We start from the raw sequence: 25,111 nt of genomic DNA, 5'->3' as shown, positions 1-25,111 counted from the left end.
CACTCCTTAGTCAATGATTTCATTTATGGAAGGGGAATTCATCACAACTGTATTTTTATTCGGTCGAATCATAAATAATGACACGGCACACACGATTGTAAAGCCAATCAGCATGGCGAATGCGGGACTATAAGAGCCACCAAAAGCTTCCACTAAAAAACCGATTAGCATTGGTGTTAATACGCCTGCAAACTGAGCGCCTGTATTAATAAAACCATTGGCTGTTCCTACAACTGTCTCAGGTAAAATTTTTAGTGGAACAGATGTAATCAAAATAATATTAAAGGATAGCATGACCGTAACAACACTCTGACATAACGTAAATACTAGCATGCTCGGTGCATTTGCCATGAATAATAGTGCAATACCTGCAATGATGGCGAAAATACCTGCGACAAGTTTATCTCGACCTTGTGGCATTTTATCTAAAACATAGCCGCTACAAAGCATCGCGAAGATGCCTACAAACGGTGGAATGGCTGAATAGATGCCAACAGCAGTTAAATCTAATCCTCTTACTTTAGATAAATACGTTGGCATCCAAGATGTTAAGCCCCAATTCACCGCGTAAATACTAAAATAGGCAATAAACAACTTCCAAATCATCGGTGTCTTTAAGACGTCTCTTAATGGAGCTTTTGAGGTTGGTGCTTGTACCTGACTTGTAGCAGGTGCATTTTTTTCCTTCACTAAGAAGAAGAAAATAAGCGCAACAACAATACCGATTGCACCTACGATGTAAAAAATATCTCTCCAGCCCAATGCTAACATAAGGTACGTTCCTACAATTGGTGCAATAACGCCCATAATGGAGCCAGATGTTAACATAATGGACATGGCTTTACTGCGTTCATCGACAGGAAACCAATTGGCAATGCCCTTTGAAGCGGCAGGGAAATAGCTTCCTTCACCTACGCCAAATAGAAATCGAATCACAACGATGGATAGAAATGACCAGGCAGCTCCAGTTAATACGGTAAAGATGGACCACACTATAATAGTTGAAATTAAGACTTTGCGGTAACCAAAGCGATCTGCCAACCAACCACCTGGAATTTGCATTAAAGCATAGCCTGCAAAAAAGCTACTTAAAACAATGCCTGTTAAGGATTCAGTTAATTGTAATTCCTTAGAAATATCAAGAATGGCAAAGTTTATAATGAACCGATCAAAGTTTCCTAACGACCACCCTAAAAACAACATGGCAATAACGATATATTTTGTGTTTTGCGCTTTTGTTGCTGTCATTGTTTTTCCTCCTCGCAATAGTGGATTTGCTTATATTGCAAAGTATAAAAAATTTAGACTTTTCTAACAATGTGTGTTTTCATATAATGAAATTATTAAATATAGATGTTTATACATATAAAGTGAGGTGAATCATCGTGAGTATAGTAGAAAGACTTAAACAATTCCTATTTGATTTTTGCAATCTTTCACAATTACAGGTTTGGAAAAATATCAATGAAGATCGTTTATCCCTTGTTTTTTCACAAGGAATAGAAGAATATCGACCTCCTTCTAATGACAAGATAACTGCAAACTTTCAAGAATATTACTTTCAATTCCATGAAAAAAGTCTACTGGTGATACGGCTTAATAGAGCGCTATCAACCGCGGAACAACAAACTATCGAAACATTTCTACATGCTTATTATTTGGAATTAATGCTAGAAAAAGAACAATTTATTCGAGAAAAAATGATGGAAAGTATACGGGAAATTTCCGTACTAAACGATATTCATATTTTGCTGACAAAGATTTTGGAGAATGCACTATCGGTTATACCGGCTGCAGATTTTGGCGTACTTTGGATGTATGAAGAAAGTGAAGCTGCACTTGTACCGAAAGCGTGGGCTGGGGGACCTGGTGAGGATATTAAAAATATGCGCATGAAAGTCGGAGAAGGAATAATTGGGAAGACCTTTAAGGAAAATCGATCAATGATTTTGAATTCGTATACAGACGTGTTAAAAGCTTCTTCTTCTGTGACAGAAGAGAATCTACGTCATTTATTAAAAGCCTATACCTTTGAACATTTACAATCAGTTATTGCCGTTCCGATTGCTGTAGAAGAGCAAACATTATGTGTGGTCATTATTTATCAAAATGGAGAAAACGCACTTCTAACAATAGAGGATAAACAGCTTTTAGAAAGTTTTTCCGATCAAGTATCCATTGCTCTTACAAATTCCAAGCTATTTCAGAATTTGAAACATCAAAATGAATTGTTGCTGCAACGGGATCAGATTCACGATACCTTTATGAAGCTCTCCTTGCAAAATAAAGGTATGCAAGTCATTGTCAATGAGATAAGACATATACTAAATTTACGCCTTGTCATAATGGATTTAATGGATAACTCGATTTACGCGAGTCCACGCCATTGGATAGAAAATGACGAATTATTACGTTCCTTTCCTTTAACAGATGCTCCAGCATTTTATACACTTGAAATAGAGAATAAATCGGTGGATTGCTATATTCAACCTATCATTGGGGTGGGTCAAATACTTGGCTTACTACTTATCGAGGTAAATGAACATGGGCTTGAATCGATTCACAAATTAATAATCGAACAGGCAAGTGCCATTATTGCACTAGAAATGATAAGAAAACAAACAATTGTGGATTCTTTTTATAAAAAAACACATGATCTATTTCATGATTTTATCATGTGCAAGGATCAAGGACAGCTTATGAAAAAGGGTGAAGAACTTGGTATTCAGTCCAATGCGTATTATGCTGTTGTATTAATTCAATTATCATCTAGTACAGATATTCAAGTAATGGACATGCAAATACATCTTTTGATTGGAGAAATTAAAAAGCATTTTCAAGAACATGCCCCAATTGTATTTGGCTTTGGTAACAAAATAACTATTATTTGTCAATTCAAGCGAATGGTAAATGAGCTACTACAACTTGTGAAGCAATTGCAAACGAGCTGGGAAAGAGTAAAAAGCAATATGTTGAAAATTGGTATCGGTTCGTTATATTTGGGGTTGGACCATATAGCTAAAAGTTATAATGAAGCGGATAAAGCACTCTCGTTTTTGATAACTCGCCAGCGTTGGGGCGTCATGCCTTATCAGGAAATTGGTGTGAATCGACTATTTATTCATCAGACACAGGAGGAGCTACTAAGTTTTGTGAATGAGGTGTTTCAACCATTAAGAAATGAAAAAACAAAACAGCAACTTCTGGAAGAAACCTTGATGATGTATATAGCGCAAAATGGCTCTGTAGGGGAGACTGCTAAACAATTACACATTCATGTCAATACATTGTATCAGCGATTGAGAAAAATTGAAGAAAAATTAACGGTCTCTTTTCAAAATGCAGAAGATGTATTAAAGCTTCAGCTTGCCTGTTATTTAAGAGGTATGGTCAATTAATTAAAAAGGAGACATCCCTAATTTTACGAATGAAATGACAGAAATTAACATGCTACTCTGCCAACGCTTTGTTCTGCGCCAAAACAAAGCGTTGGCAGCAAGCGAGTAGCCTGGAACGGAAATCAGCTTCATTTTTGCAATTGCATTCACAAAGATGTTTATCTTTTTATTATTCTAGTGAGGCATCCCTAAAACAGGGTGATGCCTCTTTTACATTTCATCCTGGAAATAGATTTTATAGAATTTTCGATTCGTTGCTTCATCATAGCCAACTTCAATCAGTTCATCTATTTGATCGATATGTTGAATATTTACTTGTATTTCTATATTGGAATCGAGTTTAATTTTACGTTTATATTTCTTCTCGGCCTTTTCTATCGCACTGTCAGAAATAACCGTTTCATACGGTTTGACTGAATTGATGATGATATCTTTTTGGGTAGCGTCAGCTTGCTCAAATACAGTTTCGATATAATGATTTACTTGAAATTCCTCTTCATTTCTAAAGTAATCCAATGTTTTATTCAAAAGCCCTAGCTTCTCAGTATTGGAATAATTTTCTTCTTTTAAAATATATTTTTTGCATTCAGTAAGTGCTAAATCTGTTTTATGATAATGTTCATCAGCTGCTTTAATTTTTAAAAATCGTTCTTGCCAGTAAACGATATCCTCTTTTCGTTTTGTTTTCATAAAAACGGCAGGAGGGTGATCTGGTCCCATCTCAATGATAATGGCCATATTATTAATTTTCTTTACGTTAATGCCATCAATGCCGTTGACAATCATTTGATTGTGATCATTTTTCACATCTAAAAATATTTCTTTTTCATCAATCTTGACAATGGCGATAACCTTTTTAGCCTCATCGAATAGTAAACAATTCTCAAACAAGCCAATGAATAGTTCCCCACTTTTAATGTTTGGGTGCTGCGACACACTATGTAAGTGCCTAGCCATATTTTGTGATTGTTGTAAAAAGTCACTGTCCTGTTCGAACATGGCCTTGGAATACGTAAAAACCTCATTGAGTGCAATATCTGTTTCATGGAAAAATTGGTATTGCTGCTCCAAATCTATTTTACTAAAGGCAAGTTGTGTAAAGGCTGCTTCTAGCATGACCTCGGGCTGAGTAAACGCCTCTTCTCCTAAAATAAGTGTCTCGCTCAAATAATGTAGACTATATTGAGCTAATTTACTTTCACTGACTTCTAGCATAAATTCCACCTTCTAATTTTTCATAGTAGCTAGTATACCATATCCTATTCCATAGATTGCATTTAGCATAAACATTGAAGAGGAAAATACTAAATGAGATGCTGAAGAAAATGGAGATTCCAGCTAAAGACGACTGTATGTTAGCGTTGGCTACTAAAAGCTATAATAGGAAGCAATGATAAGCGAGACGCACGAAACCAATTTCTGAGCAAGAGCCATATAAAAAAGAATAGATAGTGAAAACTACTTAGGAAAGGAAGTAAATTCATCCAATACCGCATCAATTTATAAACGCCAGTACTCAAAATAATATGTGAGGCTGGTTTTTATTTTTGAAGGTCATGTGTCCTGTTCTGGAAAGAATATTGATGATTAGAAGTTTAAAATGCTGTTGCTTAGATAATGATAAAAACATGTAGAAATACTCTGTCTGATTGTCTGACTAAAGAGGGTGATCAAAATGTGGGAAAAGGTGATTTCCTACGTGCCGCATTGGCAAGTTTTTATGCAAGGTTTTTTAGCATTTTTAATTCCATTTTTGATTTTCAAATTATTTAATGGTTTTTTACTTGTAAAAAAGAACAATGGCAAGATTGATATTAAAGAACAAGCTAATCAAAGTGAGAAGGTGCACAAGCCAATTCAAAAAACGCTTGAGCAATTTACAGGAAACTACAATGTAGATCTTGCACAAATGAGGAAAGAAATTGGTCATAACTGGGATGTGCATTTTAGAGAATTTCACATAGGGAATACAGGCAATCGAGCGGCCATCGTTTTTCTTAAAGGGTTATGCGATAAAGAGTTGATTGACAAACATATTTTGACATCATTAATGAATTGCCATACAGAAAATCCCACTATCATAAAAGGTTATGAATTACAGCAATTAATTAAAAATGAAGTACTACCAGTCAGTGATTTAAGAGAAGAATCGAATGTAATGAAATCTGTAGGGAGAGTATTAACAGGAGCAACAGTATTAATTGTTGATGGTATAACAAGTGTATTTATCATTGGTACAGCACATGGTAAGACCCGCAATCTTGAGGAGCCTATTTCTGAAGCATTGGTGCGTGGGCCAAGAGTTGGTTTCACAGAAAAATTAAGTGTGAATACTTCTTTATTGAGGCAACATGGTGAAAACCAGCATTTATCTATTATACAAATGGAAGTGGGCGAGCGTTCTAAAAAAGAGCTAGTAATCGCCTATATAGATGAAATCGTTGAGCCGAATTTAGTACAAGAGGTTAAAAAACGTATTGAAAAAATAAATTTAGATGATGTAGCTGAATCAGGTTATATCGAGCAATTGATTGAGGACAATTATCTTAGTCCTTTTACACAAGTACAGAGTACCGAGCGTCCTGATCGTGTTATCGCAGCCTTAATGGAAGGACGGGTCGCTATTATATTAGATGGAACCCCCTTTGCTTTAATTGTGCCAGTTACCTTTAACATGCTATTACAATCGCCGGAAGATTATTATGAACGTTGGTTACCAAGTTCACTTATTCGTCTGCTTCGTTATTTAGCTGCAGGTATTACTTTGTTTGGACCCTCCTTGTATATTGCTTTTGTGTCTTTTCATCAGGGGTTAATCCCAACTAAACTAGCGTTGTCAATGATGGGGACAAGGCAAGGGGTACCTTTCCCTGCATTAATTGAAGCTCTAATCATGGAGGTTGCCATTGAAATATTACGAGAAGCAGGACTTCGCTTGCCTAAGCCTATTGGTCTGACAATGGGGATTGTTGGAGGACTTGTCATTGGAGAAGCAGCAGTACAGGCAGGAATTGTTAGTCCGATTATGGTTATAGTTGTTGCACTTACGGCTATTTCTTCTTTCGCTATTCCTCAATATAATGCAGGCATCACATTACGTATGTTGCGATTTATAGCGATGTTTTCGGCCGCTTTATTTGGCCTATATGGCATCATCCTGTTTTTCTTGTTTCTTTGCAGTCATTTAGTGAAGCTAAAGAGCTTCGGAGTACCATATGTTAGTCCAACCGTTCCGTATCGTGCAGGTGATTGGAAAGATTTTATGGTTCGTATGCCGTTAAAAATGATGAAACATCGTCCCCGATTGTTAAAGCCAAAAGATACTATCCGCAAAGGGGATTAAGAGGAAGGGGGAATAACAGTCATGAACAGCAGTTCAAAAGATAAAATAACGACTTCACAAGCAGTTGTTATTATTATTAACTATATTCTTGCAACTGGGATTCTAACCTTACCTCGTGCATCTGTAGAAAAAGTAAAAACGCCAGATGTTTGGATTAGTGTTTTTTTAGGTGGAATCGTTGCAATGATTGCGGGCGTGATTATTGTCAAGCTAAGTCAACAATTTCCTGACAAAACATTTTATCAATATAATCAAGAAATCATAGGGAAATGGTTAGGATGGTTGATTAGTGCGTGTGTAATTGTCTATTTTTTTACCATTTCCGCATTTGAAGTTCGTATTATGGCTGAAGTAACCTCTCTCTTTTTATTAGAAGGGACCCCAACATGGGCAATAATTCTCCCCTTTTTGTGGGTAGGACTCTACTTGATTAGTGGTGGAATCAATTCCATTGCTCGTTTATTTGAAATCATCTTCCCGATTACTTTTGTCATTTTTTTGTTAGTTGCTTTTTTAAGCCTAGGAATTTTTGAAATTGATAATCTTCGACCGGTATTAGGATTAGGAGTAATGCCCATGTTAAAGGGAATAAAAACAGCAACATTGGCATTTTTAGGTCCAGAAATTATGCTTCTCCTCGTGGCATTTATGTACCCATCAGATAAATCAAAAGCCGTAAAAGTTGTGCTAGTGGGCATAACGATCCCTTTACTTTTTTATGTCATCACAGTTGTTATGGTGATCGGTGCACTATCAATCGAAGGGGTAATGACAAGGACATGGCCAACGATCGAACTGATGCGAAGTTTTGAAATTCCTGGATTAATCTTTGAGCGCTTTGAGTCATTTTTACTTGTTATCTGGATTATGCAAATATTTGCTACTTTTACGATTACTTATTATGCAGCTGTTCTAGGATTAGCTCAACTTTTTAAGAAAAGTATACATCCGTTCTTATACGGTTTGTTACCCATTATTTACATTATTGCGATGACGCCCAAAAATGTTAATGACCTTTTTAAATTTGGAGATAAGATTGGCCATGCAGCATTAATTTTATTCGGTGTTATACCTGTCGCCTTGCTACTTATATCAAAGCTGAAGGGAGATAAAACATGAAGCGAAAACATCGGTATGTACGATTTTTTCTACTAATTCTTGTATCCTTACCTCTTACTGGATGCTGGAGTAGTAAAGAGATTGAAGATTTAGGTCTCATTGTAGGTACATCATTGGATTTAGAAACAGGTGATGTGTCTTCTGAAGAGCAACAAGATGCTAGATATGCAAACAGGGATCTACTTACGATTACCAATCAACTTATTACTTCAGAGACAACTGTTTCTGGAACGAAGGAAGGATCTTTACCAGAAAAAGCTTATAAAAATGTATCTGAAACAAGTGATGCTGTATTGCCAACTTTACGAAATATGCTTTTAAAGATTGATAAACGTTCCTTTGCCGAACATTCCAAAGTGATTATTATTGGAGAAGAACTAGCCAGTACCATCAATTTAAAACAATCGTTAGATTTTTTTCTAAGGGAATTGGAAATACGACCGAGTGGACTTCTCCTCATTGCTCAAAATCGAGCAAGTCAGGCACTTGAAACAAATGAACCAACAAAAATCCCAGCTTTTCAATTAGTAGAAATGATGGAGGGGCATGAAAGGACTACTAAAATTTTACCCCCGATGACCATTGCCAAGTTAGAAGGAAAGCTGTATTCAAACTCAAGTTTTTTATTGCAAAATGTGACAGCTGAGGATGGGGAAGTAAAGTTTGCAGGAGCAGCTGTAATTGATGGTAAAACCAAAAAGTTACGAGGGTTTTTAAATGAAGGCGACTTAGAAGGAAATGCATGGATAACAGGCGATGGAAAAGGTGGTCTAGTCAAAGGTTTTGATGAGCAGTCAGGATCACCTATTGTATATGAAATCATTTCGATGAAAAGTAAAATTGTTCCACATGTAGATGGAGATCAAATATCTTTTACCGTAAAAATTCAATCGGAAGGAAGGATTGCTGAACATTGGGTCCTATTAGATAAAGCATCTGACAATCGTTTTTTAAAAAAAGCAGAGAAAGTGTTTGAAAAAGAAATTGAACGGTTAGTAAAAAATACATTAGAAAAAACTCAACATGAATTTCAAACGGATGTTTCGGGCTTTGGCACTAAATTAAGAATTCACTATCCAAAAGTATGGCAAAAAATAAAAAAAGATTGGGATCAAACATTTAGTGAGGTTCCGATTACATGTGAAGTTGATGTAACTATCAAGGATTATGGAACGTCAGGTGATTAACTTGGTTAATCATCTTTTTTTTTGCATATTAGTATATAATGGTATTTAAGATTGAATTGACAATTGGAAAAGAAGGAGGATGGCAGGAATGCAATATATGATTCACCCCATCGCTACAGTTAGCAACAGCCGGAACGTGATAAAAGATGATAATTGGGGAGAGATTTTATCAACAATTGAACTCACTGACTATATGCATGAAGCGTCCTTAAAAGGAATAGAAGATTTTTCTCATTTAGAAATTATTTTTTATTTTGATAAAGTTTCAGACGCTCAAATCCAATATGAAGCAAGACATCCTAGAAATAATAAGGACTATCCAGAGGTAGGTATTTTTGCACAAAGAGGTAAAAATAGACCAAATAAATTAGGAAACACGATTGTAGAATTGTTAGAGGTAAAACATCGAACTTTAATCGTAAAAGGGTTGGATGCCATCGATGGGACACCCATTATAGACATTAAGCCTGTTATGAACGAGTTTTTACCAAAAAGCGATGTTAAACAGCCAGCATGGTCAACAGATTTAATGAAGTCGTACTGGGCATAACCAGCTAGAACGTTACCGTATTTTAAAAGGGCATTTGAAGTGGCTTCTGCCTTATTAAAAAACGCTTTCTAGACGATTGAATTAGCTGCTGTTTATCCTGACAATATCGCGTCTATCCGAATCTTGAACTAATAACAAACTAGCTAAGTCATTAGAGGATTTCGAAGGGATGCTGTATTATGCGATAGATGCGTTCAGCTAGAAAGCTAGGGGAGTAGAGAAGAGTGCTCCCCTTATTTTTATTGAATGATTCCCTCTTGATATAAAATGCTAATAGCATGGGAGCGATTTTTGGCATGCAATTTTTTAATAGCTGATTTGACATATTGAGTAATGGTTAATTCACTTAAATTCATAAAACCTGCAATTTCCTTCGTGCTTTCTCCTAGCGCTACCTGTCGCATCACCTCTAGCTCACGTTTGCTAAGTAAGCCCTCTTTTTTACAGCTTCTTGCTTGAATGATAAGCTGACCAATGACGTTTCCAAAGGTCGTCAAGTCACCTAAAAGCTTTTCGCTTATATCGATTTCCTCTTCCAATTGAGTACTACAAATATAACCAAAAACATATTGACCTATGAAAATGGGAACGATTAAAAATGAATTATTTTGGGAGGGAATAGAATACTTAATACTAATATTTTTTAAATAATCCATCCCTGTGCAAAACTTAGCTTTTTTATCGACAATAGCAGAATAAATAATAGGGAAACTACGGATCTCCTCACGAATTTCACCGATATGACTACCACCAGATTCATTTAAAAAAATAATTCCTTCAGCTACAAAACCTATTGGAGAATACCTCAATAAATAGGCATCCTTGATAGGAAAAGAATCTAAATATACCTGCAAAATGTGGATCAACAACTCTTCATGATTGGCATAATTTTGTACCGTGTCGAAACGTTTTTGAATGGTATAAAGATTGGACATGACCTATCCCCTTTTTTAAGTATATACTACGCTTAAAATAAGGAATATTCAATATTTTCTGTAAGTTGTAGCATTTAAGTTAAGGAAATCCAATATTTTCTTACATTTGAATTTGGTAAATTACTGGGATAAGGGGGAACAGCGGATGAGTAGTCAAACAATTAAAGAGGTAGATGCAGTTGTCCTAGGCGCTGGGTTTGCAGGCTTGTATATGCTACATCAGTTGAGGAGTAAGGGTTTTTCCACCGTTGTATACGAGGCTGGAGATGGTGTAGGCGGTGTTTGGTATTGGAATCGTTATCCTGGTGCTAGATGCGATATTGAAAGTATCTATTACAATTATACTTTCTCAAAAGAATTATATGAAGAATGGACATGGACATCTAGATTTCCTGAACAAAAAGAAATCTTACAGTATTTAAATTATGTGGCAGATCGTTTTCAATTGCGAGAGGATATCCAATTTAACACACGTGTCAATGCTGCTCATTTTGATGAGGAACTGAATAAATGGCTCATTGATCTAAACGATGGACAGCAAGTTCTAGCAAAGTATTTTATTACAGGAATAGGCTGTCTTTCTGCTGCCAATATTCCTAAGATTGAAGGGTTACAACAGTTTAATGGAAAATGGTATCATACTGGGCATTGGCCACATGAGCAAGTTGATTTTACGGGGAAACGAGTGGGGATCATTGGAACTGGCTCCAGTGGCATTCAAGCCATACCTGTGATTGCGAAAGTAGCAAAACATTTAACTGTATTTCAACGAACGCCCCAGTATACCATTCCCGCACGTAATCATCCATATGATGATGGCTTTATAAAAGAAACGAAGCAAAATTTCGAAATGCTAAAGCAAGCAATGCGAAACTCTGTTTCGGGGACACCCTTTGCACAAAATCATCAATCCGCCATGGAAGATAGTGATGTTACAAGACAAGAGGTTTTTGAAAATGCTTGGACACAAGGTGGTTTTGCCTTCTCGACCACGTATCATGATTTATTAACGAATGAACAATCGAATGAACAAGCGGCAGAATTTATCCGCTCCAAAATAAAACAAATTGTGAAAAACCCAGCTATAGCAGAAAAGCTATGTCCAACGTATATGTATGGCACGAAAAGACAGGTTTTAGATAGCGATTATTTTGAAACATATAACAGAGAGAATGTTTTATTAGTCGATGTTAAAGAATCACCAATCAAAAAAATAACAGAAACAGGTATTCAGACAATCGATAAACATTTCGATTTAGATATCATCATATTTGCGACTGGCTATGATGGCATGACGGGCCCATTGTTTAAAATTGATATTCAGGGGAAGGATGGCGTGACATTAAAGGATAAATGGGAAGATGGCGCATCTGTTCAAACCTATCTCGGACTAACAACGGCAGGTTTTCCAAATTTATTTATGATTACAGGTCCAGAAAGCCCATCTGTTCTGGTGAATATGCCAATTGCTATTGAGCAGCATGTAGAATGGATTGCACAATGCATCGACTATTTGCGTAAGCATGACATTGATGTTATGGAAACAAAAATAGAAGCAGAGGAAGCGTGGAGCAAGCATTGTCGAGAGATTGCAAACGGAACATTGTATGTCAAAGGTGATTCATGGTATACGGGAGCAAATATTGCTGGAAAACCTCGTAGCTTCTTAATTTATCTGGGTGGATTTGATTACTACACAAAGCGCTGTAATGAAGTTGCTCAAAACAATTATGAAGGCTTTAAGTTAATGAAACTAAAATCAATATCATAGTTTAAGAGAGAGGAGCATATATGAGAATGGAACGACAAGTGGTGATTATCACAGGTGCAGGTAACGGTATTGGTAGAGAGACTGCTAAACTTCTTGCAACAATGGACAAGGCATTAGTATTAGTAGATTTTGATGAAAAAAATGGACAAGACACTCTAAAGGCCGTAAAGGAGCATCAACAACAGGCCATTTTTGTCCATGCAGATGTTTCTAAAAGCCAAGATGTAAGGAAGTATGTGAAGGCAGCAAAAGAAACATTTGGTAAAATTGATGCTTTCATCAATAATGCAGGTGTGTTAAGCCCACCATCATTACTAGGAGATTTAGATGAGGAGACGTTCGATAGAGTAATCTCGGTTAATCTTAAAGGGGCATTTTTGGGCTTAAAGTATGTGTTAAAAGAAATGGAGCAACAACATTCAGGTGTCATTGTGAATACTTCTTCAGCGGCTGGTATACAAGGACAACCATATTTAGGGGGCTATGCGGCTAGTAAGCATGGTGTTATTGGTCTAACTAAAACGGCCGCGATTGAATATGGTCCTAGCGGTATACGAGTAAATGCTATTTGTCCAGGTGGAGTAATGACCAATATGACAAAGGGATTAGAGTCCAGTCCAGAGGAAAATGGACCACTAAGAAGATTAGCAGATGCTACTGAAATTGCAAATGTAATCGCTTTCTTAATAGCGCGAGAATCTTCTTATGTTAATGGTGCTGTCGTAACAATTGATGGAGGTTTAACATCGTAAAGATCATTTAAATAAGAGAGGAAGAGATTTTATGGAACATCGTATTGACCCAGAACTAAAAGAAACGTTAGCTTTTTTCCCGCCTTTAGATTTAGACAATGTGCAAGCTACAAGAGAAGGGATGGCGGCCGTTGCCGTACCAGCATCAATAGATGAGCATATCTCAGTTGAGGATAAAATGATACAAGGGCCTACTGACAACGATTCCCTACGTATTAGACTTTATAAGCCAAAAGAGCAAAATGAGATTTATCCAGGACTGCTATGGATTCATGGCGGCGGCTATGTCTTAGGTGCTCCAGAAGGTGATGATTTACTTTGTCAGCGCTTTGTCAATGAAGCGAAGTGTGTTGTTGTATCTGTAGATTACAGACTTGCACCTGAACATCCTTATCCGGCACCACTTGAAGACTGTTATGCAGCGTTAAAGTGGGTATCAGACCATGCTGACGAACTAGGGATTGATCGGCAGCGTTTAGGTATCGCTGGGGCAAGTGCTGGTGGGGGGCTAACAGCTGCTCTCGCATTACTCGCTCGTGATCGCGATTATCCAAAGATTAGCTTCCAAATGCCCTTATATCCAATGATAGATGATCGAAATAATACGGCATCTTCATTAGAAATTACAGGACATATGATTTGGAATCATGCTCTCAATCAAAAGGGCTGGGAAATGTATTTGAATGGAGAAAACGGTAGCGACAATGTTTCTCAATATGCTGCCGCAGCTAGAGCAGATGACCTATCAGGTTTACCATTTACGTATACATGCGTTGGTCAACTTGATCCATTCCGTGATGAGACGTTACAATATGTGACGAAGCTATGTCAGGCTGGTGTAGATGTCGAATTTCATTTGTACCCTGGATGCTATCATGGCTTTGAAAGTATTGTTCCAGCAGCCCTAGTAAGTCAAAGAGCTACCACAGAATATGTAGAAGCAGCTAAATATGTATTAAATCGAAATATATCAGTTCCTTTATAAAAAACTTACGAAAGTCTCGAAGCTTTGTTAAATCAAGGTTTCGGGATTTTTTATATGGATCATTCTTAGTTCTAGTTTGTAATTCCACATTTTAGGTTAGACTTTTATGGAGTGAAAGGAGGAGAATGCAAATTGTTACCATTTGATTCGAAAATTGTTGGAAAAGAGATTGGTTTCGGCTATTTACGAGATAAAATTGCCAGTAGAGGTTTTACTATTGGAGGGAATTGGGAGTATTATAAAGGAAGTTTCGACTCGGTATTATGGAAAGAGGCAGGAGAAACCATTTATTTACGCGTACCCTTTATCGTAACATCAGGGGAACTAGATAATGAAGATGCTAATATTCGTTTTGAAAAACCGTTTGTTATTAAGCATGTTGAGAATATTGGTTTAGATTATGATGAGGGATCCTTACTAGACGCAACGGGAGCTAGCCAATTCCAAACACCACTTGATAAAGATGGGTATATACATGATAAAAGTAGATGGATTCAAGCAGGTGAACAAGCTGTGGAAGAAAAAGTACTACCATTTTTCATTCATTAGCTAGATAAATTTGAATAGTTATTAAAAGAATTAATATGCCTTTTATCCTTTTTGTCTTTGGGGACTTGTAATCAAAAATAGAAATAGAATTGTCGTAAGAATTTTCCAACATTATAATAGTAATAACATATACTACTATAAGAGGTGAGTTTATGGACAAAATAGCTATAGATGATTTTCAACATTCCTATCAAAAATTGCAACAAGAACGACTCATCAATCGAAAAGAAGCATATCTTGAAATGCTAGAGAAAACAAAAGAATTCGGTGAAATAATCATTTTTGAAAGTATAAAAATAGGTAAAAAAGGCGTCTAGGAGGCGTCTTTTTCTATTTTTTACAACTCGTAGCCAAACATTTTCAAAATGGAAAGGGTGTTTAACAATGAAACGTGTGATGCCATGTTTACTGCTAATATTGGTTTTGTTTGTTGCGTGCACGTCATCTAATGATAATGAAAGGTCGGAAAATGAGAAAACCCGCTCTAAATCAACTAGAAATACAGCTGTTGAAATAATAGCAGATCAATTGCAAACACCGTGGTCTATTCAAAAAAACGGAACCGATTTTTATATAGCAGAAAGGCCAGGAAATATTGTGAAGATTGCGGAGGGAACAGTTGAAAGGCAACAGGTTATCTTAAAGAAGGAGCTTTCAACAGCGCCAGAAGCTGGTTTGTTGGGTTTTGTATTAACACCTAAGTTCGCTGAAACAAATGTTGCTTTTGCTTACTATACGTATGTAGAAGGAACTGAACAATTTAATCGAATAGTTACATTAAAGTTGAGTGATAATAAGTGGCTAGAAACAGAACTTATTATTGATCAAATAAAGAGTGGTACATATCATCACGGCGGTCGTTTGAAAATTGGTCCTGATGGTAAACTGTATGCTACTGTAGGGGATGCGACACAACCTTCTTTGGCTCAGCGTTTGGATGTACAAGAAGGGAAAATTTTGCGCATCAATTTGGATGGCTCGATACCGAATGATAATCCTTTTCCCCAATCTTATGTATATAGCTATGGACATCGAAATCCACAAGGGTTGACGTGGAGTATGGATGGTACAATGTATGCAAGTGAGCATGGTAATGCGGCAAATGACGAGATTAATATGATTGAAAAGGGGAAGAATTATGGATGGCCGATTATTGAAGGAACTGAGAAACAACAGGGTATGATAACACCTCTCTATACATCTGGTGCTTCTAATACATGGGCACCATCCGGCATTGCTTTTGCTGATGATCATCTATATGTTGCATCACTAAGAGGTACAGCAGTGTTAGTATTTGATTTAAAAAAGGATAAACAAAAGAAGATACTATCAGAATTTGGGAGAATTCGAGATATATTTGTAGATGATGCATTTCTTTATTTTATAAGCAATAATACAGATGGCAGAGGAAATCCGCAGCCACAGGACGATAAACTATATCGAACACCATTGTGATATAATATTTGTGAATACATGGAATCGCATGATGAATGGGGAGGACTAACATGGTTAACTATCTTAAAATCGCAGTAGCAATTGATTTCTCAGAACAATCACTGAAAGCATTAGACAGAGCGAGTCAATTAGCAATGCAACACAGTGCAATTTTGCAATTAGTGAATGTGATTGATACAAAATCTTTTGGAGCGGTTTCTGCATATGACTTAAAATATGCGGAGGAATTGAAGAAGGAAAACGTTCTTAAAATGGAAAAATTAGAAAAAGATGCGTTAAAAACAGGTGTCAAAGAGGTAAAATCGGTGGTAGAAACAGGTTCACCAAAAGGGATTTTAACGCAATTACCTGATGTGGATTTAATCGTCTGTGGTGCAACAGGGTTAAATCGAATGGAGAAAATGATGTTAGGGTCTGTTGCTGAAAAAGTTGTACGTTATGCTCCATGTGATGTATTAATTGTTCGTTAGTTTTTTACAAGAAAGAACCCGCTTGTGCGAAGAAGACAAGCAGGTTTTTTTTATTATTCTATTGTTTGAGCGTTATCAATAATGTTTTGAGGAATATCAATCGTTTTTAGGTGGTTGAAATCAGTATACGTAACGACTGATTTTGTATTCATTAACAATTCGTCACCTTCTACCGCCATTTTTAAATCAAAATTCATATCCATTTTGTTCGTATCGAAAGTCTCTTTATCGATGTGTAGTACATAATTAATCTTTTCAATTTGTAACTGATCTAGTGGGTTTTCCTCTAGCCCCATATCCTGCATTGATTTAGTAATTTCAGAATCAATTAGCTCTTTAAATTTATCGCCTTTTGCCTCTAATGTAAGGACATATTCATCATCAGTTTGTTCGAATGAAAAATCACCAATGAATTTTTTTAGTTGTTCTAGCTGTTCCTTAGCGTCTGCAGAAGCAGCAGTTTGATCTAAAATTGCATCAAAGTTTTCATCAGGAAGCTTTAACCAGCTATCAGTTGTCATATCTTTCATGAAAAGGCCAGCGTCTTTTTTCATATACATTTCAATTGGCATGTCCGTTGTTTCTTCGCCTTCACTCATCATATCTGGCATTGTCATAGACCCTGATAAATGCATCGCAAGTGGGTCAACTAGGATGTCCATTTCCATTTTAGAGTTGATAGAAAATTCCATAGCCTCTTCACCAGATCCAACCTTTGTCACCTGTGTCATGTCCATATTGGCACTTGCACTTTTAATGTCAGCCTGGCGGTCCACCGCTTTGTCATACACTTGTTCTAAAGTGAGTTTGCTTGTTTTAGTTGTGTCTTTCGTAGGTGTAGCACTTGAGTTACAAGCCGCAAGTGTCAATGCGAGTGTTCCAACTGCTAATACTTTAAAAATTTTCTTCATTACTTTCATCTCCTATTCTTGGTAAAAAACACTATCTACTAATATACGCCCTAAAAAAGGAAAAGTTTCATTGTTTTTAAAAAAATAACATTTTTTCTATAGTGGTGAGTAGAAAATGAGAAAATTACTAAAAAAAAGTGCAAAAAAATAGCTGTCACCAACTCATCGTTCAAGGACGATAGGTTAGGACAGCTACATTGTTTATCTTTGTTCAGTCTTTTCAAGTTGGATTGAAAAAACTGGACGCCATTACGCTGAAACGTAATGGATTAATTATAACCCCAGATCATGGCGAACAATGTACCAATGATCGTTACAACACCTACGAATACTGAATATAAAATCGTTGTATATAACGTTTTCTTATCTTCAGATTCACCAATGTGCATGAATAATACTAATTGTACAGTTGCTTGTGCAAGGGCAGTTACGAGTAAAATAGCGAAAGCCAATTTATAACTCATATCAAATGCTACTACGGCTAAAGCGACAAGTGTCAGTAATAATGAGAAGCCGAAGCCCATGACATGTTGTTTTGGGAATAATTCCTTCATCAGCTAATCAGTCCTTTCAAGTAGACGAAGCTGAAGATGAAAATCCAAACAACGTCTAGGAAATGCCAGTACAATGAGAAGATAAACGCTTTGTTCGCTGTTTGTGGATTTAAACCACGTTTAGCCACTTGGATTAAAATAGCTACGCCCCAGAAGAAACCAAATGTTACGTGGGCACCGTGCGTTCCAAGTAAAGTCATTAATGACGATAAGAATGCGCTTGTTTGAATCGTCGCACCTTCGTGAACATATGTGACAAATTCATCAATCTCAATAGCTAAGAAGCCAAGGCCTAGTAAAAGCGTAATGATGAAGAATGTCATCATTGCTTTTTTACGACCAATACGCATTGCATGAACACCAAGTCCAATTGTGAAACTACTTGTTAATAATAAGAATGTTTCCCACAGAACTGGAGTTAATTCGAAAATTTCAGCGCCATTAGGGCCATTACCTGTACGTGTATGAAGTGTGAAGTACACTGTAAATAACGTGGCAAATAACACGATTTCGGCGCCGAGGAAAATCCAAAAACCAAAGATTTTAAGGCGATTTTCCTCTGTACTATATTCTAATGGAAGTGAAGAATCGATTTTCATATTATTTATCACCTCTCAAGCTTTTCTCAGTTGCCATAACTTCCTCAACTGAAATGTAACGACCATGATCTTTTTCAAATGAACGATGGATCATAAAGCCAAATACACCAAGCATACTAATGATGGCTGGAATCCACAGATTGAATACAGCGAAGAATGCTGCAAGGAAGAAGAATCCACTCATCCAGAATGGCGTGCCAGTATTATTCGGCATGTGTATTTTTTCAATAGTACCTGCTGTAATATCGCGACCTTCTTTTTTCGCGAACCAAAACTCATCTAAACGAGTAACAGTTGGAACTACTGCAAAGTTGTATTCTGGTACTGGAGAATGAGTAGCCCATTCAAGTGTACGACCATCCCATACATCTGCCTTTTCATTACGAGGCATATGTTTCCAGCTGTAGTAAATGTTATAGACGATTAATGCAAAGCCGACTGCAAGACCTAATGCACCGATGAACGATAACATGTTCAATGGACCGTAGCCAGTAGATTCAGAATAAGTGTACATACGACGTGCGTAACCATCTAGACCTAAAATGAATAATGGGAAGAACGTTACGTTGAAGCAGATTGCAATTAACCAGAAAGCGGCTTTCCCTAATTTTTCATTTAAACGGAAACCGAACATTTTTGGCCACCAGTAGTGGTAACCTGCAAGTACACCAAATACTGTACCTGGAATTAATACGTAGTGGAAGTGGGCAACTAGGAACATCGTATTATGATATTGATAGTCGGCACTTGCCATTGCGAGCATAACCCCTGTAACCCCACCAATTGTGAAGATAGGAATAAAGCCAAGTGCGTAAAGCATCGGGGTTGTAAATTGTATTTTCCCGTGCCTCATGGTTAGTAACCAGTTAAAGATTTTAACCCCAGTAGGAACAGCGATTGCCATTGTTGTAATAGAGAATACACTGTTTACCATTACACCGTGACCCATCGTATAGAAGTGGTGGGCCCATACTACGAATGATAGTAAGGAAATGACAACCATACTCATAACCATTGATTTGTAACCGTATAAGTTTTTACGTGCAAATGTTGCAATGATTTCTGAGAAAATACCGAAAGCAGGCAGGATAACGATATAAACCTCAGGATGTCCCCAAACCCAGAATAGGTTGGCCCAAAGCATATCCATACCACCGTCTTGCATCGCAAAGAATTTTGTGCCGAATTGACGGTCTAACATCATTAGGGCAAGCGCTACAGTTAATACTGGGAACGCGAATACGATAATAACGTTTGTAATTAAAATCGACCAAGAAAACATTGGCATTTTCATTAATGTCATACCAGGTGCACGCATTTTAATGATCGTCGTAATGAAGTTAACACCTGTCATTAATGTACCAATACCTGATAATTGAAGAGCTAAAGAATAATAGTTGTTCCCTACAGTCGGACTAAATTCCGTACCTGCAAGAGGGAAGTAGGCTGTCCAACCAGCATCTGGTGAACCACCGATAATGAATGATAAGTTTAATAAACCAGCACCTGCTGCAAATAGCCAAAAGCTGACAGCGTTCAGACGTGGGAAAGCAACGTCACGTGCTCCGATTTGTAGTGGGATAACAATGTTCATTAAACCGATAACAAATGGCATTGCCATAAATAGAATCATTATTAAACCGTGTGTTGTGAAAATTTCATTATAATGTTGTGCATCAAGAAGTCCGTTATCTGGAACGGCTGTTTGTGCACGCATTAATAGTGCATCGATACCACCGCGGAATAGCATTAATAATGCTACAGCGATATACATAATCCCGATTTTTTTATGGTCAACAGTTGATAGCCAGTTTTTGTAGAAATAGCCCCATTTTTTGAAATAAGTAAGGCCTGCTACGATAACCACTGCACCAACTACGATACTAATAGCTGCCGCTAAAATCATCGGTTCTTGCATTGGATGGAATATTTCTTCCATACTCATTGGATGCGCTCCTTTCAGAATTAAAAATTAATGTAAATATTCGTTCGAATTAAAGATTAGTGATGACCTGAATGTTCCTCAGATGTATCCTCATGATCCGTATCGTCCATATTCATGTGTTTACCATGTTCCATTGGAGCTGGACTGAAGTCTAAGTGTGTAGATGAGAAGCTTTGGCGACCAACATGTTCTGCCTTTAATAGCTCATCAAATTTTTCTTCTGTTAATGGTTCCTCTTTTGCTTTCACATCAGCAACCCATTTATCGAAGTCTTCTTGTGTCATAGATTGTGCTTCAAATTCCATCTCTGCAAAGCCACGTCCATTAAAGTTTGAGTTACGTCCCATAAATGAACCAACTTCATCTGCTGCAAGGTGAATAGTTGTTAACATATCACTCATGGCATATTTTTGACCTGCTAATTGAGGAATCCAGAAACTTGTAATTGGACCAAATGAGTAAAGCTTAAACTCGATTGGACGATCAATAGGAAGGTTTACATAGTTAACCGTTTCAACACCTTCTTCAGGATAACTAAAGTGCCATTTCCAGTTTGATGATGATGCATAAATAACTAAAGGTTCTTTATCGTCATAGCCTGCTGGTTGAGCCTCTACTGTAGATGTTGTTCTTACAGTAACAACAGCCAAGAATGCTACGATAATAATTGGAATTACTGTCCATGTAATTTCTAGAAGATGGCTTCCCTCTTCATGAGGAGGCTCATAATCTGCAGGTGCTTTTGATGCGCGATATTTTGTTAGCATAAAGGCTAAAAGCACATACACGACTAGTAATATAAAGGCCATTGTAATAATGGATAAGATAATTGTGTTTGATAATGTTTCGGCATTTGGTCCTTTTGGATTGAATACTGTTAATGGTTCACATCCAGCGAGAAGAGCAAGAGCACTCAATGCTACAAACATTAAACTTAATTTTTTCTTCATGTTTGACTCCTTTCTATAGAACGGCTATTCATAAAATTCATGTGTTTTTTGTCAGTCTCACATTTACAAATAGTAGATACTGAGGTCACCTCTTTTATCTTGGGGTATCAATCAACAACATAAGAATTTACAATGGCATGGTTCAATATGAAACATAAAATCTAGTGTTGATTGATCTGATGCAAGCGTTAGCAAATTCAATGATCTGTGCAATCGTTTCATAATACGTACTTTGTTATCTACGAATGTCACAATTTGTCGTTGTTTGCACATAGGATTATACGCTCTGTTTTTAAGAAAAAACATAATTTTGTTATGAAAAAGATAGTAAAGAGACATTGAATTTGAACATTTTTTGAACAAAAATCGTTATTTTAGTATTGGTATTTAAAGGTTTATATTATTAAACACTGTGGAAACGTTGCAAATACTGAATTCATCATGTTTAACTAAGTAAATAGTTTTTTTTGTGAAAAATCGCATTTCACATTTTAGACGCTGTTTTGTAATAAAATCTAAGTCTCATCAGAAGTATGAACACTTTTTAATTGCCTTTTTTAAAAAAAGGGAGTACACACAATGAGATCTTGTGGAAACAATAGGATGAATTTTCAATGAAAGGAATGAGTGGAAAGGGAATAATTGGGGAAGTGTATTAATTATGTTAATATAATATTAACCTTTCTTTTATTTCCATATTTTTACTCTATTTGTTCTACTCGGAAAGTAAAAAGCAAACTAAGAGAAGTCCTAGTTTGCTAGTATTTTAGAAAATTTTTATGTGATGGAGAAAGATGTGGAGTAAATCAGCATTTTTTAAATTGATTGTCAATCACCAAGCTTCAACCACTTAGCTACTTGTCCGTAAATAGCGTTTTGCAGTTGAGGAGCTTTATTATTCATTTTTAAAGAAAAATACAATGTTTTCATAAAGTTTAATGTACAAGTTCGTCCGCTAAAGAAATACTCATTATAGCCTTGTGTCATTAAATGCATTTCAAATTTATCAAAAGCCTGTTCAACAAATTCAATCAGTGCTTCCTCTGAGTAATTTTGATTCAATAACGCGTCTACTATGTTGATTAAACGTTCTTCTTCATCATTGACATAGACAGTGTCTTTCCAAGTAACAAGCTTTAAAGCGTGTAAGATGGATGGCGCAAATTGTAAATCGAATTTTGGATGTTTAATTGTTGTTGTAGCTAAATCAGCACCATGTGCAATACTATGTGCCCAACCTTTACCTTGTACATACCCTCTCGTATCTTGTTCTAATAATAAATAGCGTCCAATCTTTTTAAAGAAAATTTGTAAGTCGTCATCGTTTAATACAAGTAATTCAGCATCCTTTGCAAGGAGACCTGCAACAAGTAGAGCAGAAAACGAACGTGTAAAGACACTATCTGTTGGTTTTTCACCGATATGTAAGTATAAGAAGTCCTCGCTAGTTGCTGTTTCAAATAAATATTGTAGTTGTTGTGGTGTCAATAAATTATCACTCAATAAATCAACGAAAGTACGATAAATGTAATGATCCCGTAATTCTGCATCAATTGAACCAATATGCGTTAACATTTCTTGTAATAACCAATCACTATGCTGCAACATAAATGTTTGGCGTTCAGAAAGTGTCATTGTAGAAAAAGACTGTAATGTTTCTTTAATATGCATGTTTTAATATGCCCCCATAATAATTTTTGTACTATATATTATAGCTCCTTTAAATTCAAATTGATAAAATTGAAGCCTTCATTTAGATAGCTGAAAAAATGTCCTCGCTTTGAACAATTGTAAAAGACAACTTTTACAATATTATTTCCAGAAACTATAGAAAGTTGTTATGATAGAAACGCAACAAAATGGTAAAGCTTAAATGAGAGCAAAAAAAGACATACCTATTTAAGTATGTCTTAACGCTCTAGATTATGACCGCTGACTTAATGCCGATTGGCCATTCTGTATATGTGTGCTGGTTTGTCTTTAACTCGACAAGAATGTTGGTGTTTTTGATTGCGTCAATGAGCCATTCACTATAATGACGATTTGGCTCTGGATGTAGTAAAATTTGTTGCATATCTTTTTTATCAATATGTAACAGTTTGTAATTACATTCAATGTTTACTTTTTGAGGAATTATGGAAAGAGATTCATTTTGATGACCAAGTGCAATAGAGCCAGGAATACAACCTTGAATACGTAAAATATAAGTGCAGGCTTCTTGTGTGTAGACGTCAATTTTGGTGCGTGTTAAAATTTCAAATTCTATCGGGTTATCTTGAAAAGGTCCATCCGTTGTAGAAAATGAAATGACTTTAATTGATAATGCCTCGAATGCAGATGAGATACAATGATCAAATTCTGTGATTGTATCTAGTAATTGCATGGATTCCACTCCTTGTTAAGAACTTGATTTTCTTGATGCAGACACCAATGATAATCGCCTGCGAATTGTAATAAATTTTAGATTATTCTAATTATAATACAATTTATTACAAAATATGAATGCAAAAGCAATATTTTTTTGTTAAAAATAAGAAACTTGTGGATTTTTTAGTAAATAACCGAAATGGAAAATAGAACTCAAGAGGTGAGAAAAATGACAAAACGAAAGCGTCATGTCATTAAACATGACAATATTGTTGTTTTTCCAGGCGCTGTCCAAACCTTAATACGTGAAGGACATATGTTTGCTGAGAATTATCAATATGAAAAAGCGGTTGCATGTTTTGAAAAGGCATTTGTGTATGAAACTGGAGATGAATTTGCTCTGAGTGCCTATGCATTTGCTTTATATGAATTAAAGGACTATGACAAAGCGAAAAGTGTTTGTGAGCAGCTGTTTGCAATGGGAACGACATTGTATGTTGAAGTCATGGAATTGTACATTACCATATGCATGCAGTTAAAAGAATACCATCAAGTGGAGACATTAATTTCAACCCTTCTTGAAGAAAATGTATTGCCTCATGACCAAGTTGAAAAATTTGAACGTTTAAAAAGCTTGAATAGTGAAGTGTCTAAAAATCTAGAAAAAAAGGAAAATGCACAACGATTAATAGAGGAGCAGGAATATGAGCTAACGAATTTTTGTGCGTTAACACCAGATGAGCAATCCATACGATTGCATCGCCTTATGGATACGAATGTAAGACAATTAAAAACAGAACTGAAAGCGATTATTGAATGTTCAACGATCCACGCTTTTGTTCAAAGCTTAGCATTAATTTTACTAGTGGAACAAGAAGTAGCCATTGATGTTACCGTGTCAAAATTTAATCAAACAAAGGTCATTAATCCTGCTCAGTTAGTATTGCCTAACCAGTTACCACAGTATAAGGAAATAAAAAATATTATAGAAATGAAGTTAGAACAAGACCCAACGACACTAGAGATGGTACAATATTTAATGGCGAGACATGCCATTGTAACGTATCCGTTTGAATGGCACCCGTTTGAAGCCGATGATGTTGCCTATAGTTATATCGATTTTGTACTAGCAATGCTGGGAAATGTGCAAGAAATGGACTATGAAATTATCGACTTTTTACAAATGTTAGAAAAGCTAACAGAACTACATTAGGTATGAAATAAGTTGAAACTATACACATCTATGTTATACTGAAATGGTTGTCAAAATC

At 36.2% G+C, this 25,111-nt stretch carries 23 protein-coding genes; 13 read left to right on the top strand and 10 right to left on the bottom strand.

The genetic code is table 11. The features are described from left to right. Positions 1-6: 6 nt before the first annotated feature. Positions 7-1,248, bottom strand: a complete 1,242-nt coding sequence (locus tag GJU32_RS10135) for an MFS transporter (RefSeq protein WP_155591821.1) — start codon at positions 1,246-1,248, stop codon at positions 7-9. Between the two features lie 137 nt (positions 1,249-1,385). On the opposite strand from GJU32_RS10135, the gene GJU32_RS10130 reads away from it, so the two are divergent. Next, entirely contained in the window at positions 1,386-3,398 is a 2,013-nt protein-coding gene (locus GJU32_RS10130) for a helix-turn-helix domain-containing protein (protein ID WP_155591820.1), read from the top strand. 210 nt (positions 3,399-3,608) lie between these two features. On the opposite strand, the gene GJU32_RS10125 is transcribed toward GJU32_RS10130, so the two are convergent. After that, the gene (locus GJU32_RS10125) at positions 3,609-4,613 is read right to left on the bottom strand and encodes a nucleoid-associated protein (protein WP_155591819.1); all 1,005 of its coding nucleotides are present in this window, start codon (positions 4,611-4,613) and stop codon (positions 3,609-3,611) included. A gap of 460 nt (positions 4,614-5,073) precedes the next feature. On the opposite strand from GJU32_RS10125, the gene GJU32_RS10120 reads away from it, so the two are divergent. From GJU32_RS10120 to GJU32_RS10105, 4 genes are all read left to right on the top strand, one after another. Next, entirely contained in the window at positions 5,074-6,741 is a 1,668-nt protein-coding gene (locus tag GJU32_RS10120; protein ID WP_155591818.1) for a spore germination protein, read from the top strand. A 21-nt stretch (positions 6,742-6,762) separates the two neighbouring features. Further along, a complete protein-coding gene (locus GJU32_RS10115) occupies positions 6,763-7,860 on the top strand; it encodes a spore germination protein (RefSeq protein ID WP_155591817.1) in 1,098 nt (365 codons plus the stop codon). Next, positions 7,857-9,047, top strand: coding sequence for a Ger(x)C family spore germination protein (locus tag GJU32_RS10110; RefSeq protein WP_155591816.1), 1,191 nt, complete (start codon positions 7,857-7,859; stop codon positions 9,045-9,047). The genes GJU32_RS10115 and GJU32_RS10110 overlap by 4 nt, the downstream gene beginning before the upstream one ends. A gap of 88 nt (positions 9,048-9,135) precedes the next feature. Next, positions 9,136-9,597 carry an SAM-dependent methyltransferase gene (locus GJU32_RS10105; protein ID WP_155591815.1) on the top strand — a complete coding sequence of 154 codons (462 nt, stop codon included), beginning with the start codon at positions 9,136-9,138 and terminating at the stop codon, positions 9,595-9,597. A 239-nt stretch (positions 9,598-9,836) separates the two neighbouring features. Here GJU32_RS10105 and GJU32_RS10100 read toward each other — a convergent pair whose 3' ends face one another. After that, on the bottom strand, positions 9,837-10,532 hold the full coding sequence (locus GJU32_RS10100; RefSeq protein ID WP_155591814.1) for a response regulator transcription factor: 696 nt from the start codon (positions 10,530-10,532) through the stop codon (positions 9,837-9,839). Positions 10,533-10,677: 145 nt separating this feature from the next. Here GJU32_RS10100 and GJU32_RS10095 point away from each other — a divergent pair, with 145 nt between their 5' ends. The 7 genes from GJU32_RS10095 (at position 10,678) to GJU32_RS10070 (ending at position 16,514) form a co-directional block, all read left to right on the top strand. Then, positions 10,678-12,303, top strand: a complete 1,626-nt coding sequence (locus GJU32_RS10095; protein ID WP_155591813.1) for a flavin-containing monooxygenase — start codon at positions 10,678-10,680, stop codon at positions 12,301-12,303. Positions 12,304-12,323: 20 nt separating this feature from the next. After that, positions 12,324-13,055 (top strand): SDR family NAD(P)-dependent oxidoreductase, encoded by a 732-nt coding sequence (locus tag GJU32_RS10090; protein WP_155591812.1) that lies wholly within the window; start codon positions 12,324-12,326, stop codon positions 13,053-13,055. Between the two features lie 31 nt (positions 13,056-13,086). After that, the gene (locus tag GJU32_RS10085; protein WP_155591811.1) at positions 13,087-14,040 is read left to right on the top strand and encodes an alpha/beta hydrolase; all 954 of its coding nucleotides are present in this window, start codon (positions 13,087-13,089) and stop codon (positions 14,038-14,040) included. A gap of 132 nt (positions 14,041-14,172) precedes the next feature. After that, positions 14,173-14,589, top strand: coding sequence for a YugN family protein (locus GJU32_RS10080; RefSeq protein ID WP_155591810.1), 417 nt, complete (start codon positions 14,173-14,175; stop codon positions 14,587-14,589). A gap of 152 nt (positions 14,590-14,741) precedes the next feature. After that, entirely contained in the window at positions 14,742-14,906 is a 165-nt protein-coding gene (locus tag GJU32_RS23145; protein WP_196426645.1) for a hypothetical protein, read from the top strand. Positions 14,907-14,973: 67 nt separating this feature from the next. Beyond that, positions 14,974-16,044 carry a PQQ-dependent sugar dehydrogenase gene (locus GJU32_RS10075; RefSeq protein WP_155591809.1) on the top strand — a complete coding sequence of 357 codons (1,071 nt, stop codon included), beginning with the start codon at positions 14,974-14,976 and terminating at the stop codon, positions 16,042-16,044. Between the two features lie 50 nt (positions 16,045-16,094). After that, positions 16,095-16,514 (top strand): universal stress protein, encoded by a 420-nt coding sequence (locus GJU32_RS10070; RefSeq protein ID WP_155591808.1) that lies wholly within the window; start codon positions 16,095-16,097, stop codon positions 16,512-16,514. A gap of 53 nt (positions 16,515-16,567) precedes the next feature. Here the strand turns inward: GJU32_RS10070 and GJU32_RS10065 are convergent, their stop codons facing one another. The 7 genes from GJU32_RS10065 to GJU32_RS10035 all read right to left on the bottom strand — a co-directional run bounded on the left by GJU32_RS10065 (position 16,568) and on the right by GJU32_RS10035 (position 23,856). Beyond that, positions 16,568-17,425, bottom strand: coding sequence for a DUF6612 family protein (locus GJU32_RS10065; RefSeq protein ID WP_155591807.1), 858 nt, complete (start codon positions 17,423-17,425; stop codon positions 16,568-16,570). A gap of 269 nt (positions 17,426-17,694) precedes the next feature. Then, the gene (qoxD, locus tag GJU32_RS10060) at positions 17,695-17,979 is read right to left on the bottom strand and encodes a cytochrome aa3 quinol oxidase subunit IV (RefSeq protein WP_155591806.1); all 285 of its coding nucleotides are present in this window, start codon (positions 17,977-17,979) and stop codon (positions 17,695-17,697) included. Further along, complete coding sequence (gene qoxC / locus GJU32_RS10055; RefSeq protein WP_155591805.1) at positions 17,979-18,578, bottom strand: cytochrome aa3 quinol oxidase subunit III; 600 nt, start codon at positions 18,576-18,578, stop codon at positions 17,979-17,981. Before qoxC ends, qoxD begins: the two co-directional genes overlap by 1 nt. Position 18,579: 1 nt before the next feature. Further along, positions 18,580-20,523, bottom strand: coding sequence for a cytochrome aa3 quinol oxidase subunit I (qoxB, locus tag GJU32_RS10050; protein WP_155591804.1), 1,944 nt, complete (start codon positions 20,521-20,523; stop codon positions 18,580-18,582). Between the two features lie 56 nt (positions 20,524-20,579). Continuing rightward, positions 20,580-21,473: a cytochrome aa3 quinol oxidase subunit II gene (qoxA, locus tag GJU32_RS10045; RefSeq protein WP_155591803.1), complete on the bottom strand. Its 894-nt coding sequence runs from the start codon at positions 21,471-21,473 to the stop codon at positions 20,580-20,582. A gap of 828 nt (positions 21,474-22,301) precedes the next feature. After that, entirely contained in the window at positions 22,302-23,144 is an 843-nt protein-coding gene (locus GJU32_RS10040) for a DUF2785 domain-containing protein (RefSeq protein ID WP_155591802.1), read from the bottom strand. Between the two features lie 247 nt (positions 23,145-23,391). Continuing rightward, on the bottom strand, positions 23,392-23,856 hold the full coding sequence (locus GJU32_RS10035) for a hypothetical protein (protein WP_155591801.1): 465 nt from the start codon (positions 23,854-23,856) through the stop codon (positions 23,392-23,394). A gap of 213 nt (positions 23,857-24,069) precedes the next feature. Between GJU32_RS10035 and GJU32_RS10030 the strand changes: the two genes are divergently transcribed. Next, positions 24,070-25,053 carry a CDC27 family protein gene (locus GJU32_RS10030; RefSeq protein WP_155591800.1) on the top strand — a complete coding sequence of 328 codons (984 nt, stop codon included), beginning with the start codon at positions 24,070-24,072 and terminating at the stop codon, positions 25,051-25,053. Positions 25,054-25,111: the final 58 nt, after the last annotated feature.

Origin of the sequence: Lysinibacillus cavernae, assembly GCF_009724685.1 — a bacterium.
Lineage (GTDB): Bacteria > Bacillota > Bacilli > Bacillales_A > Planococcaceae > Lysinibacillus > Lysinibacillus cavernae.
Note: the sequence above shows the minus strand (reverse complement) of the source record. Positions and strands in the feature narration are given on the sequence as shown.